This is a genomic window from Enterovirga rhinocerotis, from assembly GCF_004363955.1.
Lineage (GTDB): Bacteria > Pseudomonadota > Alphaproteobacteria > Rhizobiales > Beijerinckiaceae > Enterovirga > Enterovirga rhinocerotis.
Genome location: NZ_SNZR01000011.1, coordinates 1,137,961 through 1,152,853, shown reverse-complemented (window position 1 = coordinate 1,152,853; position 14,893 = coordinate 1,137,961). Strand labels below are relative to the sequence as shown.

General features: G+C 68.9%; 13 protein-coding genes. 8 read left to right on the top strand and 5 right to left on the bottom strand.

The annotated features are described in order from the left end of the window. Positions 1-27: 27 nt before the first annotated feature. Positions 28-714: a GntR family transcriptional regulator gene (locus EV668_RS06045; protein WP_245512881.1), complete on the bottom strand. Its 687-nt coding sequence runs from the start codon at positions 712-714 to the stop codon at positions 28-30. A gap of 200 nt (positions 715-914) precedes the next feature. On the opposite strand from EV668_RS06045, the gene EV668_RS06040 reads away from it, so the two are divergent. The 7 genes from EV668_RS06040 (at position 915) to EV668_RS06010 (ending at position 10,367) form a co-directional block, all read left to right on the top strand. Beyond that, complete coding sequence (locus EV668_RS06040; RefSeq protein WP_133768902.1) at positions 915-2,186, top strand: ABC transporter substrate-binding protein; 1,272 nt, start codon at positions 915-917, stop codon at positions 2,184-2,186. 179 nt (positions 2,187-2,365) lie between these two features. Further along, positions 2,366-3,241 (top strand): branched-chain amino acid ABC transporter permease, encoded by an 876-nt coding sequence (locus EV668_RS06035; protein WP_133768901.1) that lies wholly within the window; start codon positions 2,366-2,368, stop codon positions 3,239-3,241. Further along, positions 3,241-5,760, top strand: coding sequence for a branched-chain amino acid ABC transporter ATP-binding protein/permease (locus tag EV668_RS06030; protein ID WP_133768900.1), 2,520 nt, complete (start codon positions 3,241-3,243; stop codon positions 5,758-5,760). The genes EV668_RS06035 and EV668_RS06030 overlap by 1 nt, the downstream gene beginning before the upstream one ends. Before the next feature lie 174 nt (positions 5,761-5,934). Next, positions 5,935-6,873 (top strand): 3-hydroxyacyl-CoA dehydrogenase, encoded by a 939-nt coding sequence (locus tag EV668_RS06025; RefSeq protein ID WP_133768899.1) that lies wholly within the window; start codon positions 5,935-5,937, stop codon positions 6,871-6,873. 223 nt (positions 6,874-7,096) lie between these two features. After that, the gene (gene kce, locus EV668_RS06020; RefSeq protein WP_133768898.1) at positions 7,097-8,023 is read left to right on the top strand and encodes a 3,5-dioxohexanoate:acetyl-CoA acetone transferase; all 927 of its coding nucleotides are present in this window, start codon (positions 7,097-7,099) and stop codon (positions 8,021-8,023) included. Positions 8,024-8,366: 343 nt separating this feature from the next. Continuing rightward, a complete protein-coding gene (locus EV668_RS06015) occupies positions 8,367-9,797 on the top strand; it encodes an FAD-linked oxidase C-terminal domain-containing protein (protein WP_133768897.1) in 1,431 nt (476 codons plus the stop codon). A 294-nt stretch (positions 9,798-10,091) separates the two neighbouring features. Beyond that, positions 10,092-10,367 (top strand): DUF2312 domain-containing protein, encoded by a 276-nt coding sequence (locus EV668_RS06010; protein WP_133768896.1) that lies wholly within the window; start codon positions 10,092-10,094, stop codon positions 10,365-10,367. Between the two features lie 13 nt (positions 10,368-10,380). On the opposite strand, the gene EV668_RS06005 is transcribed toward EV668_RS06010, so the two are convergent. The 4 genes from EV668_RS06005 to guaB all read right to left on the bottom strand — a co-directional run bounded on the left by EV668_RS06005 (position 10,381) and on the right by guaB (position 14,297). Continuing rightward, a complete protein-coding gene (locus EV668_RS06005) occupies positions 10,381-11,649 on the bottom strand; it encodes an RsmB/NOP family class I SAM-dependent RNA methyltransferase (RefSeq protein WP_133768895.1) in 1,269 nt (422 codons plus the stop codon). Further along, a complete protein-coding gene (locus tag EV668_RS06000) occupies positions 11,646-12,113 on the bottom strand; it encodes an MAPEG family protein (RefSeq protein ID WP_425359586.1) in 468 nt (155 codons plus the stop codon). Before EV668_RS06000 ends, EV668_RS06005 begins: the two co-directional genes overlap by 4 nt. Before the next feature lie 99 nt (positions 12,114-12,212). Continuing rightward, positions 12,213-12,776, bottom strand: a complete 564-nt coding sequence (locus tag EV668_RS05995) for a hypothetical protein (protein ID WP_133768894.1) — start codon at positions 12,774-12,776, stop codon at positions 12,213-12,215. 24 nt (positions 12,777-12,800) lie between these two features. Continuing rightward, positions 12,801-14,297, bottom strand: coding sequence for an IMP dehydrogenase (gene guaB / locus EV668_RS05990; protein WP_133768893.1), 1,497 nt, complete (start codon positions 14,295-14,297; stop codon positions 12,801-12,803). A gap of 186 nt (positions 14,298-14,483) precedes the next feature. On the opposite strand from guaB, the gene EV668_RS05985 reads away from it, so the two are divergent. Further along, positions 14,484-14,852, top strand: a complete 369-nt coding sequence (locus EV668_RS05985) for a hypothetical protein (protein WP_133768892.1) — start codon at positions 14,484-14,486, stop codon at positions 14,850-14,852. Positions 14,853-14,893 lie beyond the last annotated feature (41 nt).

The following is a 14,893-nucleotide window of genomic DNA, read 5'->3' as shown; positions in this document are numbered from 1 at the left end:
CTCCCTCTTGCTTGATGTCGTGTGGCGTCACCCTGCCACGAGGCGGCCGAGACCGACGATATGCGCCGCGGCGGTCGTGATGTCGTTCTCGAGCGCGGCCCGGGCGGCCGTCGGATCGCGCCGCCGGACGGCCTCGACGAGAGCGGCATGGGCGCGGACCGCCCTGCCCCCGTGCAGACGTCGCGGCTCGTCCCGCATGTCGAGATTGAGGATCGGTCCGGCCTTCAGCCAGAGCCGCTCGATGATGTCGATCAGCGTCGGCAGGCCGGCCGCGCGGTAGACCGCGAAATGCAGATCCCGGTTCGCGGCCACCGCCTCGGCCGCGTCCGACGGCTCGCTCGCCGCGGCCGCCTGGAAGACCTCGGCATGGGCCGCCATCGCGGCGAGCGCATCGTCCGGCCGGTTCCGCGCGGCCTCCTCGACCGCGAAGCCTTCGACCGCGAGCCGGATGCGGGTGAGCTCGTTGAACTGCCCGACGGTCAGGATCGGCACGCGCACGGCCCGTCCCGGCAGAACCTCGAGCGCGCCGTCGGCCGCGAGCCGCGCCACGGCTTCCCGCACGGGCATCATCGAGACGGAGAGGGAATCGGCGACGCTCCGCAGCGAAAGCTTCTCGCCGGGAGCGAGCCGCCCGGCGACGAGCAGGCCGCGCAAGGTCTCGGTGACGCGCTCGCCGAGCGTTTCGCGGGGCAATGCCCCGATCTCGTCGAGCACGAAGGGGCGATCTCCCTGGTCGGCCGGATGAGCCGCGTCCCTCGCGGCTCGCCGTCTTCGGCGCTCGTGCCGCTCCGCTTCCGGCAGGGGCTGGACAGGTGATTGCATATCTGCAAGCCTATCTGTGATCACAGATCACGACAAGAGCAGTGCGGACGATCCGGGCTCGAATCCCGGGCGCCGCCACAGGGAGGAAGGCTATGAGCGGGGATCGTCGTGGGATCATCGGCATCGCTCCGGGGGGCCTGTCGCGTCGCCAGGCGCTCGCGGGCATCGCGGGCACGGTCGGGGCCGTCGCCTGCCCCGCCATCTCCTACGGGCAGGCCGACGCGATCCGCATCGGCCACCTGACGCCGGTCACGGGCTTTCTCGGCCCGCTCGGCGAATATGCGCAGATGGGCGTGCGGCTCGCCGCCGACGAGATCAACGCCAATGGCGGCGTGATGGGCCGCAAGATCGAGCTCGTCATGGAGGATTCGGTCAATCCGCAGACGGGCTCCGCCAAGGCCGAGCGCCTGATCGAGCGCGACAAGGTCGCCATGATCATCGGCGAGATCTCGTCCGCCACCGCCCTCGGCATCGGCCAGATCGCGGCCCGGACCAAGACCGTGTTCATCAATACGGGCGCGAATTCGGACGCCATCCGCGGCAAGGATTGCAACCCCTTCATGTTCCATATCGAGGCGGCGAACTCGATGATGGTGCAGACGGTCGGCAACTACCTCAAGGCCGCCAACATGATCTCCGGCAAGAAGTGGTACATGCTGACGGCCGATTACGCCTTCGGCCACGACCTCCTCAAGGTCGCCAAGAAATACGTGACGGCCAACGGCGCGCAGATGGCGGGCGAGGACCTCGTCCCGACCGACTCGGCCGATTTCAGCCCCTATCTCCTGAAGATCCGGCAGGCGCGGCCCGACATCGTCGCCTCGAACCTCGCCGGCAACCAGATCACGAACTTCATCAAGCAATATGCCGAATACGGCCTGCAGATGCCGATCACCGGGTTCGGCTTCGACACGGCCGTCGCCTGGGGTGCCGGCCAGGGCAATTTCGCCGGCATCTGGCCGCTGATCTGGCACCACCTGGTCGACAACCCGTCCTCGAAGAAGTTCGTCGAGGGGTTCAGCAAGAAATACGGCAGGCTCCCCGAGAACCAGGCCTGGGGCGACTACAATTCGCTGAAGCTCGTCGCCCAATCCTTCGCCGAGCTGAAATCGACCGATCCGGTGAAGCTTCAGGAGCATCTGCGCAAGGGTGCGAAATTCGACATCCTGAAGGGCCGCGAAGGCTATTTCCGCGCCTACGACAACCAGATGATCCAGGAAATGTACGCCGTGAAGGCGAAGGACGCGTCCAAGATGAAGGACAAGTGGGACATCTACGAGCCGCTCGGCGTCGTCCCCGCGGCCGGGACTGACCTCGAAGTCCTCGCCCCCGAGAAGGACGGCACCTGCAAGATGCCGGCGTGAGGCGAACGGGGCGCAAGCCCACCCTCCCCTGGAGGGGGAGGGTCGACGGCGAAACCTGCGGGGTCGGGTGAAACCGGCCCTCCCGCATCTCCGTCCTGTGTGAAGCCGACGCCGCGTGTCACCCCACCCCGGACCTGCGGTCCGACCCTCCCCCTCCAGGGGAGGGTGGAGCCTCTCCGATGCAATTCGTCTTCCTTCTCGAACAGGTGCTGAACGGGCTGCTCGTCGGCGCCTATTACCTCCTGATCGCGCTCGGCCTCTCGCTCATCTTCTCGCTCGGCGGGGTGGTGAACCTCGCCCATGGCGGCTTCTACGCGATCGGCGCCTATCTTGCGGTCACGCTCGCGCCGCGCATCGGCTTCGCGGGCGCCTTCATCGCCTCGCCGCTCCTCGTCGCCATGATCGGCGTCGTCGTCGAGCGGCTGTTCTTCCGGCGGTTCTATCGATCCGACCCCATCCTCAGCCTGCTCCTGACCTTCGGCCTCGCCATGGTGATCGAGCAGTCGCTGCGCCTCATCTTCGGGGCTGCGCCGCAGCCCTTCTCGATCCCGCCGGAGCTGCGCGGCCAGGTCCTCGTCGGTGACTTCATCTATCCGCGCTACCGCCTCATCATCTTCGCCATCGCGCTCGCGGCCGTGTCCGCGACCTGGTTCGTCGTCTATCGTACGACCTTCGGCCGCGTCGTGCGGGCCGGCGTGCAGAACCCGGACATGGTCGGGGCGCTCGGCATCTCGCTCCAGCCCTACATGACCGCGATCGCCGCCCTCGGGATCGGCCTTGCGGGCCTCGCGGGCGTGCTCCTCGCGCCGATCTCGGGCGTGCATCCGGCGATGGGCGCCGAGATCCTGACCGCCGCCTTCGTGGTCGTCGTGATCGGCGGGCTCGGTTCGTTCTGGGGGGTGATCCTCGCCGCGGCGCTCGTCGGAGTCGTCCGGGGCGTGACGATCTTCATCAACCCCTCCTGGGGTGAGGCGTCCATGTACCTCCTCATGGCGCTCGTCCTCCTCGTCCGTCCGCGCGGCCTCCTCGGCGAGCGCATCCTGAGGTTCGAGTGATGACCTCGCGCAACCCGGCGCCGCTCGTCATCGCGGCCATCGCCCTTCTCGCCCTCCCCTTCGCTCTCGATCTCGTCGGCCTGCCGCTGCGCTCGTCCATCGACGTCGTCGTCTTCGCGATCGCCTGCCTCGGGCTGAACGTCCTCGTCGGCAATACCGGGCTCGTCTCCTTCGGGCACGGCGCCTGGTGGGGCCTTGCCGCCTATGCCGCCGCGCTCTCGCAGCGGCACCTGTTCCCGAACCAGTTCGTCGTGCCGCTCCTGTTCACGATCCTGTTCGTGATGGTCGCCGCGACGCTGGCGGGAGCGCTGATCCTGCGCCGGCGCGGCGTCTATTTCTCGCTTCTCACCCTCGCCTTCACCGCCCTCCTCTTCGCCATCGGCTATCGCTGGACGGAGTTCACGGGCGGCGAAAGCGGCCTCGGCGGCGTGACGCGCGCGACGGTCCTGGGCGTCGATCTCGAGCGGGACGCCATCTACTACGCGGTCGTCGCCGCGATCGGCTTCCTCGTCACCGTCCTTCTCTGGCGCTTCCACGCCTCCCCGGTCGGCACCGTCCTCGTCGCCATCCGGGAGAACGAGCAGCGCGCGCGGTTCGTCGGCTACCCGACCCAGCGCTACAAGCTCATCGGCTTCGTCGTCTCCGCGACGATCGTCGGCATCGCGGGCGCGCTGTCGGTCTTCAACCATCGCTTCGCCTCGGCCGAGCCGCTCGCCGTCGCCTTCTCGGGCGAGCTGATCGCGATGGTCGTGATCGGCGGCATGCGCAGCTTCCTCGGCCCGGCCCTCGGGGCGGTGTTCTACATCCTCTTCCGCGAGTTCCTGTCGATCTGGACGCCGCATTGGCTGTTCTTCTTCGGCATCCTGTTCGTCGGCTTCATCATGTTCTCGCCGACCGGCCTCGTCGGCGTCGCCCAGCGCCTCCTGGCGCTCTTCCGCAAGGTCGTGACGGAGGATGCCGCCATGGCGGCGCGCAGGGTCTCGGACGAGCCCCTCCCCGCCTTCCTGCGGCCGAAGCATCATGTCGACGGCCCGCTCCTCGTCGCGACGGGGCTGAAGAAGAGCTTCGGCGGCATCGCGGCCGTCCAGGGCGTCGACCTCGCCGTCCGGGACCGCTCGCTCCACGCCCTGATCGGACCGAACGGCGCCGGCAAGACGACGGCCTTCAACCTCGTCTCGGGCATGTTCAAGCCGGACGAGGGCACGGTGGCGCTGGCGGGCCGCCCGATCGCAGGGCTGTCCCCCGAGCGCGTGACGGAGGCGGGTCTCGGCCGCTCGTTCCAGATCACGAACCTGTTTCCGACCCTCACGGTCGAGGAGAACCTGCGCCTCGCCGTCCAGGCGAGCCACGCGTCGCGCTTCGACCCGTGGCGCAATGCCCGCTCGATCGACGAGATCGGGACCGAAACGGCCGCCCTGCTGCGCTATCTCGGGCTCGCCGGGATCGAGAACGCCGAGGCGGGCTCGCTCTCCTATGGCGGCCAGCGCCTCCTCGACATGGGCGTTGCCGTCGCGACGAAGCCCCGGCTCCTCCTCCTCGACGAGCCGCTCGCCGGGCTCTCCGTCGCGGAACGCCAGCGCATCGGCGATCTCATCAAGCGCCTCTCGACCGATCTGCCGGTGCTGCTGGTCGAGCACGACATCGACCGCGTCTTCCAGATCGCGGATGCCGTGACCTGCATGAACGAGGGCCGCGTGCTCGTCGACGGCACGGTCGAAGATGCGCGCTCGAGCGCCGAGGTCCAGGCGGTCTATATCGGCTCGGGCGTCTCCGCCGTCGCCGCGAAGCCCCGCGAGACGGTGCCGATCGGCGAGACGGTTCTCGCCGTGCGGGGCGTCGAGACCTATTACGGCAAGAGCCACATCCTCTCGGACGTGACCTTCGATCTTTGCCGGCACGAGATCCTCGCCCTGCTCGGGCGCAACGGAGCCGGCAAGTCGACCCTGCTGAAATCCATCATCGGCATCGCCCCGCCGGCCTCCGGCTCGATCACGCTTGCGGGAACCGAGCTCGTCGGCCTCTCCGCCGCCCGGATCGCGCGCCAGGGCATCGGCTACGTGCCGCAGGGCCGCGGCCTCTTCGCCGGCATGACGGTCGCCGAGAACCTCGAACTCGGCCGCCTGCGCCGCCGCACCGGCAACGGCATCCACTGGGACATCGAGCGGATCGTCGAGTATTTCCCGCGCATCGGCGAGCGGCTGAAATCGCCCGCCGACTACCTCTCCGGCGGCGAGCAGCAGATGGTCGCGGTCGCCCGCGCGCTCTCGGGCGACGTGCGGGTCCTCCTTCTGGACGAGCCGTTCGAAGGGCTCGCGCCCGCCATCGTCGAAAGCCTGTTCGACAGCTTCGACCGGTTGCGCCGGGAGGTCTCGATCATCATTGTCGACCACAATCTCGACCTCGCCCTCGCCCTGTCCGACAACACGGTGGCGCTGGAGCGGGGCCGGGTCATGCATCGCGGCCCCTCGCGCGACCTGCGCGAGGACCTCGACCTGCGGAGGAAGGTGCTGTGGCTGTGATGAGCCCGGATTCCTTCTCCCCTTGCGGGAGAAGGTGGCAGCGCGAAGCGCTGACGGATGAGGGGTGCACCACGCCGTCGACGCTGAGTTTCCACCCCTCATCCGAGCCTGCTACGCAGGCCCACCTTCTCCCGCAAGGGGAGAAGGCACCGCGCATGAACGGAGACTAACGACTTGAGCACAGTCGCCATCGTCGGGGCGGGCCTGATCGGCCGGGCCTGGGCCCAGGTCTTCGCGCGGGCGGGATGGACCGTCCGCATCACGGACCCGCACGCGCCGACCCTGGAAGCCGCCCCGCGGCTGATCCGCGAGGGGCTCGACGATCAGGCGAGCCACGGCCTCGTCGCCGATCCGGCCGGTGCCGCCGCCCGCGTCAGCGTGGCGGGGAGCATCGCGGAGGCGGCCGAGGGCGTCGACCTCGTGCAGGAGAACGGGCCCGAGACCGTCGAGGCGAAGCGCGCCATCTTCGCCGAACTCGACCGCGTCGCGCCGAAGGAGGCGATCCTCGCCTCCTCGACCTCTGCCATCGTGGCCTCCCTGTTCACCGAGGACCTGCCGGGCCGGGCGCGCTGCCTCGTCGCCCATCCGGTCAACCCGCCGCATCTCGTGCCGATCGTCGAGCTGTGCGGCGCCCCCTGGACATCGGAAGACGCCATCGCGCGGGCGCGGGCCATCTACGCGGCGGTCGACCAGGTGCCGATCACCGTCCATCGCGAGGTGGAGGGCTTCGTGCTCAACCGACTTCAGGGCGCCCTCCTCGCCGAAGCCTTCCGCCTCGTCGGCGAGGGCGTGGTCTCACCCCAGGATCTCGACAAGACGATCTCGGATGGGCTCGGGCTGCGCTGGTCCTTCCTCGGCCCCTTCGCGACGATCGAGCTCAACGCCCCCGGCGGCATCCCCGATTACTGCGCGCGCTATACCGGCTTCTACAAGCGCCTCGCCGACGCGCCGGCCGGGGCGTCGGTCTATGGCGAGGAGAATGTCGGCCGCATCGTCGAGGCCTGGGGCGGCACGCCCTCTCCCGCCGACCTCGCCACCCTGAGCGCACGCCGCGACCGCCGCCTCGCGGCCCTCGCCGCTCATAAGAAGCGACAGAAGAGCGAAGAAGCGTGAGAGGACACGCCATGACCTGCAGTGCCGCCTCCCTTCTCCCCTTGCGGGAGAAGGTGGCCCTCGCGTCAGCGAGGGTCGGATGAGGGGACGAGACTCGACGTTGACGACAGCGTTCCACCCCTCATCCGTCACGGCTTCGCCGTGCCACCTTCTCCCGCAAGGGGAGAAGGACGCGCACGAGACGCCGGCAATCTCATCACCGAACCCCAAGGAAGACTGACCCATGGCCCGTAAAGTCATCATCACCTGCGCCGTCACCGGCGCGATCCACACGCCCTCGATGTCGCCGCACCTGCCGGTGACGCCCGAGGAGATCGCGGACGCCGCGATCGGTGCCGCCGAGGCCGGCGCCGCCATCGTCCACCTGCATGCCCGCGATCCGCAGACCGGCAAGCCCGATCAATCCACCGCCGCCTTCGACAAGTTCCTCGGCGTCATCAAGCAGCGCACGAGCGCGGTCGTGAACATCACGACGGGCGGCTCGCCGACCATGGCGCTCGAGGAGCGGCTCGGCCCGGCGGCGCATTTCAAGCCCGAGGTCGCCTCGCTCAACATGGGCACGATGAATTTCGGCCTCTACCCGATGCTGGCCCGCTTCAAGGAGTTCAAGCACGATTGGGAGAAGCCCTATCTCGAAGGCTCGCGCGACCGCATCTTCAAGAACACCTTCGCCGATATCGAATACATCCTGACGACCTGCGCCGAGAACGGCACGCGGTTCGAGGTCGAGTGCTACGACATCGGCCATCTCTACACGCTGTCGCACATGGCCGATCGCGGCGTGATCAAGCCGCCCTTCTTCGTGCAGAGCGTCTTCGGCATCCTCGGCGGCATCGGCCCGCATCCGGAGGACGTGATGCACATGAAGCGCACGGCCGACCGGCTCTTCGGCGACCAGTATCGCTGGTCGGTCCTCGGCGCCGGCCGCAACCAGCTCCCGATCGCGGCCCAGGCCGCCGCCATGGGCGGGAACGTGCGCGTCGGTCTCGAGGATTCGCTCTGGCTCAAGGCCGGCCGCTTCGCCGAATCGAATGCCGAGCAGGTCCGCGCCGTCCGCGCGATCATCGAGAATCTCGGCCTCGAGATCGCAACCCCGGAGGACGCCCGCGCGACGCTCGAACTGAAGGGCGCCGACCGGACGAACTTCTAGGCGGCCCTCCCCGCTCGCCCCGGTGAGAGAGCCGGGGCGAGCCGACCGATCGAGGATGTCGGATGGCGGCCAAAGCGGCCTTCCTCGAACACTCAGGGCACAGGGCGCAAGTCGCCCCCCTCCCCGTCATGGCCGGGCCAAGCCCGGCCATGACGGCGCGTGTGGTTTTCCGCACTCCCACCGGACGAGGCGGTGAGCGTGGCGTTTCGTCGACACCCATGAGCCAACCGAAGAGTTGTGGGTCCTGACGGTCCGTCACGCGAAGCGCCGCAACTACTGAACGGCACGCCTCGCTCTCGCCCGCCATCCGGCATAGACTGAGTCCGTCTCTAGGAACCGCCCGATGTCGATCGCATTTCCGACGCCCGATCCGGCCATCCTCGCCCGGCGCGAGGAGATCGTCGCGGGACTCGCCGGCCTCGTCGCTCCCGAGGCGCTGATCGTGACGGAAGACGAGCGCCGCGCCTTCGAGACGGACGGGCTGACCGCCTATCGCCGGATGCCTCTCGCGGTCGTGCTGCCATCCTCGACGGCCGAAGTCTCGGCCGTGCTCGCCTTCTGCAACGCGCAGGGCGTGAAGGTGGTCGCGCGCGGCGCCGGCACCTCGCTCGCGGGCGGCGCGATCCCGCAGGAGGACGCCATCATTCTCGGCGTCTCGAAGATGAACCGCGTGCTCGATCTCAATTTCGAGAACCGGACCGCGAAAGTCGAATCCGGGATCACCAACCTCGCGATTTCCGGCGCGGTGAGCCACGAGGGCTTCTTCTACGCGCCCGACCCGTCGAGCCAGCTCGCTTGCACCATCGCCGGTAACATCGCGATGAATTCGGGCGGCGCCCATTGCCTGAAATACGGCGTCACGACCAACAACATCCTCGGCGTGACCATGGTGCTGCTGGACGGCACGGTCGTCGAGATCGGCGGCGATCATCTTGATTCCGGCGGGCTCGACCTCCTCGGCCTCGTGATCGGCTCGGAGGGCCAGCTCGGCATCGTAACCGAGGCGACCGTGCGCATCCTGAGGGCTGCCGAGGGCGCGCGCCCCGTCCTCCTCGGCTTCCCGTCGGCGGAGGATGCCGGAGCCTGCGTCGCGGCCATCATCGCCTCGGGCATGGTGCCGGTCGCGCTCGAATACATGGACCGCGAGGCCATCCAGATCACCGAGGACTTCTCGAAGGCGGGCTATCCGGACGTGCCGGCGATGCTGATCGCCGAGGTCGAGGGTTGCGACAGCGAGATCGACGAGCAGCTCCGGCGCATCGCCGCCATCGCCGAGCGCCACAAGGTCATGGCCGTGCGCGTCGCGAAATCCGAGGCGGAGGCCGCCGCGATCTGGAAGGGCCGGAAATCCGCCTTCGGCGCCACCGGCCGCGTCTCCGACTACATCTGCATGGACGGCACGATCCCGACCGGGCAGCTGCCGCACGTCCTCACCCGCATCGACGAGATCGTGAAGCGCGAGGGCCTTCGCGTCGCGAACGTCTTCCATGCCGGCGACGGCAACCTCCACCCGCTGATCATGTTCGACATCAACAAGCCGGGCGAGATGGAGAAGGCCGAGCGCGCGGGCGAGGACATCCTCAGGCTCTGCGTCGAGGTCGGCGGCTGCCTCACGGGCGAGCACGGCGTCGGCATCGAGAAGCGCGACCTCATGACCTGCCAATACGACCCCACCGACCTCGCCCAGCAGATGCGGGTCCGCGCGGTGTTCGACCCCGCCTGGCTGCTCAATCCCGCCAAAGTGTTCCCGCTGGACGGCCGCCTCGCGGCCTGAGGGGCGGCGGGGAACTCCCTCCCTTCTCATCCTGAGGTGCCCCGCGCATCGCGGCTGTTGCCGAGATGCGCTCTATCAATGCCCAAGTCGGCAACAGCCGACTTGGGTGAGCGGGGCCTCGCAGGACGCACGCCGATCATGCGTGCTCCGAGCGCCGCCCTCGGCGCGCACCTCAGCATGATGATGACCGGGATGGGAGAAGGGCTGGGGACGACGCCTCGGCCGCGACGAACCTTAAGCCTTCAGCAATCCTATCGGTCGAGTTTCCGCCTCCCCATCAAGGAAGAGGTCACCATGTCGGACGAGATCGGAATCGCCGGGAACCGCGTGAAGTCGTTCGTCGAGCGGATCGAGCAGCTCGAGACGGAGATCGCCGAGCTCAACGAGGGCAAGAAGGAGGTCTTCGCCGAGGCCAAGGGCGAAGGCTTCGACGTCAAGATCCTCAAGGAGATCATCAAGATCCGCAAGCAGGACAAGGAAGAGCGCGACGAGCACGAGACGCTCCTCGACGTCTACATGCGCGCGATCGAGGCCGCCGACGAGCCCGAGACCATGAAGGAAGCGGCCTAACCGCCCCCTTCCTTCAGCAGCGCAGCCGGGCGACGTAGAACCCGTCCGTCCCGGTGCGCAGCGGCGTCATCTGAAGGCCGTACCGGGTCGTCCGCACGGCGTGGGCGAGCGGTGCGGCCTCAGGGATCTGCTCCACCTCCGCCCCCCGGTGGCGATGCAGGAAGGCCGCGACAGCGTCGTCGTTCTCCTCGGGCAGCACCGAACAGGTGATGTAGGCGATCCGCCCCCCGGGCCTTGCGAGCTGCGCGGCACGGTCCAGCACCTTCGCCTGTTCCGAGACGCGGAGCGACAGGCTGCCCGCGCGCAGGCGCCATTTGGCGTCGGGATTGCGCCGCCAGGTCCCCGTGCCCGTGCAGGGCGCGTCGACCACCACGAGATCGGCCCCGGCATCGAGATCCGCCAGCGCGTCCTGCTTGCCGCGCGGCGTGCGCACCTCGGCCTCGACGCCGGCCCGCGCGAGACGGGCATGGATCGGGGCGAGGCGGCGCGGATCGGCGTCCGTCGCGAGGAGACGTCCCCGGCCTCCCATCATCGCGCCGAGCGCGAGCGTCTTGCCGCCACCGCCGGCACAGAGATCGACCACCGTCTCACCCGGCAGCGCGCCTGAGAGGAGCGCCGCCAGTTGCGAGCCCTCGTCCTGGATCTCGACCTCGCCGCGCAGGAAGACCGGATCGCTCTGGACCGAAGGGCCTCGCCCATCCGGGCCGAGCCGCAACCGCAGGCCCCAGGGGGACAGCGGCGTCGGGGTCGGCGACCAAACGGCGATATCCGCCGCGACGGCGTCGCGCTGCGACTTGAGGAGATTGACGCGCAGGTCCAGGGGGGCTCGCTCGGCGAGAGCCTGCATCTCCGCCACCATATCCTCGCCGAAAGCCCGCGCCAGCGAAGGCGCGATCCAATCCGGGAAGTCTCCCGCGACCGGGGCCGGCGCCTCGCCCAGGCTTCCCGCATCCAGCGACGACAGCTCGTCATCCGTGAGCGGCGACGGCGCGAAGCGCTCGCCGGAGCACAGGGCCGCGATTTCGCCGCTCGACAGGCCGCGCGCGAGATGGAGCGCGCCGAGGAGGACGGCGCGCGGCGTCGCCTCTCCCATCAGCCAGGCCGCCGAGGCGCGCCGGCGCAAGGTATCGTAGACGAGGCTCGCGATGGCCGCGCGGTCGCCCGACCCGGCGAAGCGGTGGGACAGACCCCAGTCCTTCAGCGCGTCCGGAGCGGGACGGCGGCGGGCCTCGATATCGGCCAGGACCTCGATGGCGGCGGAGAGGCGTGCGGCGGGTGTCACAGGGATGCCGGGGTCGCGAGGATGCGGACGGCGAAGACGACCCACATCAGGAGCAGCGCGACGACGCCGACGGCGAAGGCGCCGAAGCGCAGCGGGATGGCATTGGACGACACGTAGATTCCTGCATGGACGTAGCGGCTGGCGACGAAGACCCAGCTCAGCACGACGAAAAGAAGATCCGCCTTGCGGGTGATGATCGCGAGCGGGACGAGGGCAAAAAACAGAACGGGCAGCTCGAACTGGTTGGAATAGGCGTTGGCCGACGCCTGAGCGCCCGCCGGCCAGTTCTTCTGGCCGAGAATCACGTCCTCCCGGCGCACCTCGCGCGCCTGCACGGCGGCATAGCGGCGGCGCCCCATCACGACGGCCAGGGCGAAGACGAGGAGCACCTGGAGGAAGACGGGGAGAAGGATGGCCTGGATGGACATGGCGTTCCGGTGGAAGGGCGGGCCGGCGGATGGCATCTCGTGCCTCGCACCTCGACGAGAACGAGGACCCCTTCCGTCTCTAAGGGAGAAGCCGGGGTGCGGCCAGCCCACCCCCGGGTCAAGGCTGCCCCAGGGTCAAGGCTCCGCCCGCCCCAAGGCCGCCAGCATCCAGGCGCCACGGCGGGCGACCGCCCGGTCCGGCGAGGCGGCACGTCCTGCGAGTTCGCGCCGAAACTCCGGCGTCGCGAGCCGAGGCGCGAGGTGGCAATACGACCGGAACTCGCGCCTGTCCCGGCCGTCCACGACGGCGAGAAGGACGGCACGAAGCCGCCGCTCATGGCCGCGTTCGAGCGCGACCCTCTTCAGGGAAACGAGGATGTCCGCCTTCACGTATCCGGAGCGGAAGAACCACGGGTCGGCCTCCAGGAAACCGATCACCTCGTCGAGCCCCGATCTCTCGCCGCGCCTCACGGCTCCGACGCAATCCCAGAAGAGCGGCGGATAGGCACGCTCGATGCAGACGTGGAACTGTCGCGCTGCGGCGCGCCAGGCGAGAGCCTCAACGGCCGTCGGATCGTTGCGGGCGGCGCCCGCCGCCTTCATCGCCTGGAAGGCCGAGTTCACCGCGTTCCGCGCCTGCTCGACGGCCCGTGCCCGCTCGGCATAGGGGAATGGCAGGCGCGACCGCTCGCGTCTCACATCATTGGACGTGGCCGCCGCCGATCACCCCCGACCTGCCGGATAGTTCGGGCTCTCGCGGGTGATGGTCACGTCGTGGACATGGCTCTCGCGCAGGCCCGCGCCCGTGATGCGGACGAACTGGGCCTTCTCGCGGAACTCGGCGAGATCGGCCGCGCCCACATAGCCCATCGCCGCCCGGAGGCCTCCGGTGAGCTGGTGCAGCACGTTCGAGACCGGGCCCTTGTAGGCCACCTGCCCCTCGACGCCCTCCGGCACGAGCTTCAGCGCATCCCGCACCTCGGCCTGGAAATAGCGGTCCGCCGAGCCCCGCGCCATCGCTCCGACCGAGCCCATGCCGCGATAGGCCTTGTAGGAGCGGCCCTGGTGCAGGAACACCTCGCCGGGGGCCTCGTCCGTTCCGGCGAGAAGCGAGCCCACCATGGCGACGGAGGCTCCGGCCGCGAGCGCCTTGGCGAGATCGCCCGAATACTTGATGCCGCCGTCGGCGATGACGGGTGTGCCGGTGGCCGCCGCCGCTTCGACGGCTTCGAGGATGGCGGTGAGCTGTGGCACGCCGACGCCGGCCACGATGCGCGTGGTGCAGATCGAGCCCGGCCCGATCCCGACCTTGATCGCATCGGCCCCCGCATCGATCAGCGCCTTCGCGCCTTCGCGCGTCGCGACGTTGCCGGCGATGACCTGGACGGCGTTCGACAGCTTCTTCACCCGGCTGACCGAGTCGAGGACCTTCACCGAATGGCCGTGCGCGGTATCGACGACGATCAGGTCGCAACCCGCATCGATCAGGAGCTCGGAACGGGCATAGCCGTCCTCGCCCGTGGTCGTCGCGGCGGCGACGCGCAGGCGGCCCTGCTCGTCCTTCGCGGCGTTCGGATAGGCGACCTGCTTCTCGATATCCTTGACGGTGATGAGGCCGATGCAGCGATAGCGGTCGTCGACGACCAGCAGCTTCTCGATCCGGAACTGGTGCAGGAGGCGCTTTGCCTCCTCCTGGTCAACGCCTTCGCGGACGGTGATCAACCGGTCCTTCGTCATCAGCTCGGCGACCTTCTGGCCGGGCGCCGAGGCGAACCGGACGTCGCGGTTCGTCAGGATGCCGACGAGCTTGCCCTTGCCGCCGTTCGGCCCCCGCTCGACGACGGGAATGCCCGAAATGTCGTTGTGCTTCATCGTCGCCAGCGCGTCGGCGAGCGTCTCGTCGGGGAAGATGGTGATGGGGTTCATCACCATGCCGGATTCGTATTTCTTGACGAGCCGGACCTGCTCGGCCTGCGCGTCGGCGTCGAGGTTCCGGTGGATCACGCCGAGCCCGCCGGCCTGGGCCATGGCGATCGCCATTTTCGCCTCGGTCACCGTATCCATCGCCGAGGCGATGATCGGCATGTTGAGGCTGATCGAGCGGGTGACGTTGGTCTTGATCGCGGTATCGGAGGGCAGGACCTCCGAGCGACCCGGCCGAAGGAGCACGTCGTCGAAGGTCAGGCCTTCGATGAAGCGGGGTTGCGTTCCGTTGATCATGCCAACCCTCTGATTCGGTCCGACCGCCCCGGAGGCGAGACGATCAGGCTGCGGCTTTGCAGGTTTCGAGTTGACGAGGGCCGCTATCACGCGCTCGCGCCGGCCGCCACCCTGTTGCAGCGCAATGGAGGTGGGAACTGAGCGAAGGGCTCCGGTTTGATGCGGACAACTTTGCTGGACATTCCGATGCGCTCCTCGAAATCGGCCCTCACGACTCTCCTCGTCGCCGCGGCGGCGGTCATCCTGCCTGCCATGTCCGGAGGCGCCTCGGCCCAGGAGGCGCCGAAGCGGCCGCCGAGCCCGGAGCTCGACGCCTGCCGCACGACGGGACTCATGGCGCTGAAGGAACGCAACCCGCCGGTCTCCGACCTCGTGCTCGATCCGGACAGCAGCGTCGTAGCCAAGGCCGACACCAAGGTCGAGGACACGCCCGTCAGGGTCGTCGTGATGGGCGACGCCTATCTCGAGCGGAAGGGCACCGAGAAGCCGCACCGCTACCTTTGCCTGATCGGCGACAAGGGCAAGGTGCTGCTGACCTTCTTCACCCAGCAATAGCGGGCGCGGCCGACGGGCCGCATTGACCGCGTCGCCCCGCC

Excerpts from the sequence above, each read along its gene's own strand:
- EV668_RS06010 (WP_133768896.1), top strand. The coding sequence starts at position 10,092 with ATGTCGGACGAGATCGGAATCGCCGGGAACCGCGTGAAGTCGTTCGTC.
- EV668_RS06035 (WP_133768901.1), top strand. The coding sequence starts at position 2,366 with ATGCAATTCGTCTTCCTTCTCGAACAGGTGCTGAACGGGCTGCTCGTC.
- EV668_RS05985 (WP_133768892.1), top strand. The coding sequence starts at position 14,484 with ATGCGCTCCTCGAAATCGGCCCTCACGACTCTCCTCGTCGCCGCGGCG.
- EV668_RS06015 (WP_133768897.1), top strand. The coding sequence starts at position 8,367 with ATGTCGATCGCATTTCCGACGCCCGATCCGGCCATCCTCGCCCGGCGC.
- EV668_RS06040 (WP_133768902.1), top strand. The coding sequence starts at position 915 with ATGAGCGGGGATCGTCGTGGGATCATCGGCATCGCTCCGGGGGGCCTG.
- kce (WP_133768898.1), top strand. The coding sequence starts at position 7,097 with ATGGCCCGTAAAGTCATCATCACCTGCGCCGTCACCGGCGCGATCCAC.
- guaB (WP_133768893.1), bottom strand. The coding sequence starts at position 14,297 with ATGATCAACGGAACGCAACCCCGCTTCATCGAAGGCCTGACCTTCGAC.
- EV668_RS06000 (WP_425359586.1), bottom strand. The coding sequence starts at position 12,113 with ATGCCATCCGCCGGCCCGCCCTTCCACCGGAACGCCATGTCCATCCAG.
- EV668_RS06030 (WP_133768900.1), top strand. The coding sequence starts at position 3,241 with ATGACCTCGCGCAACCCGGCGCCGCTCGTCATCGCGGCCATCGCCCTT.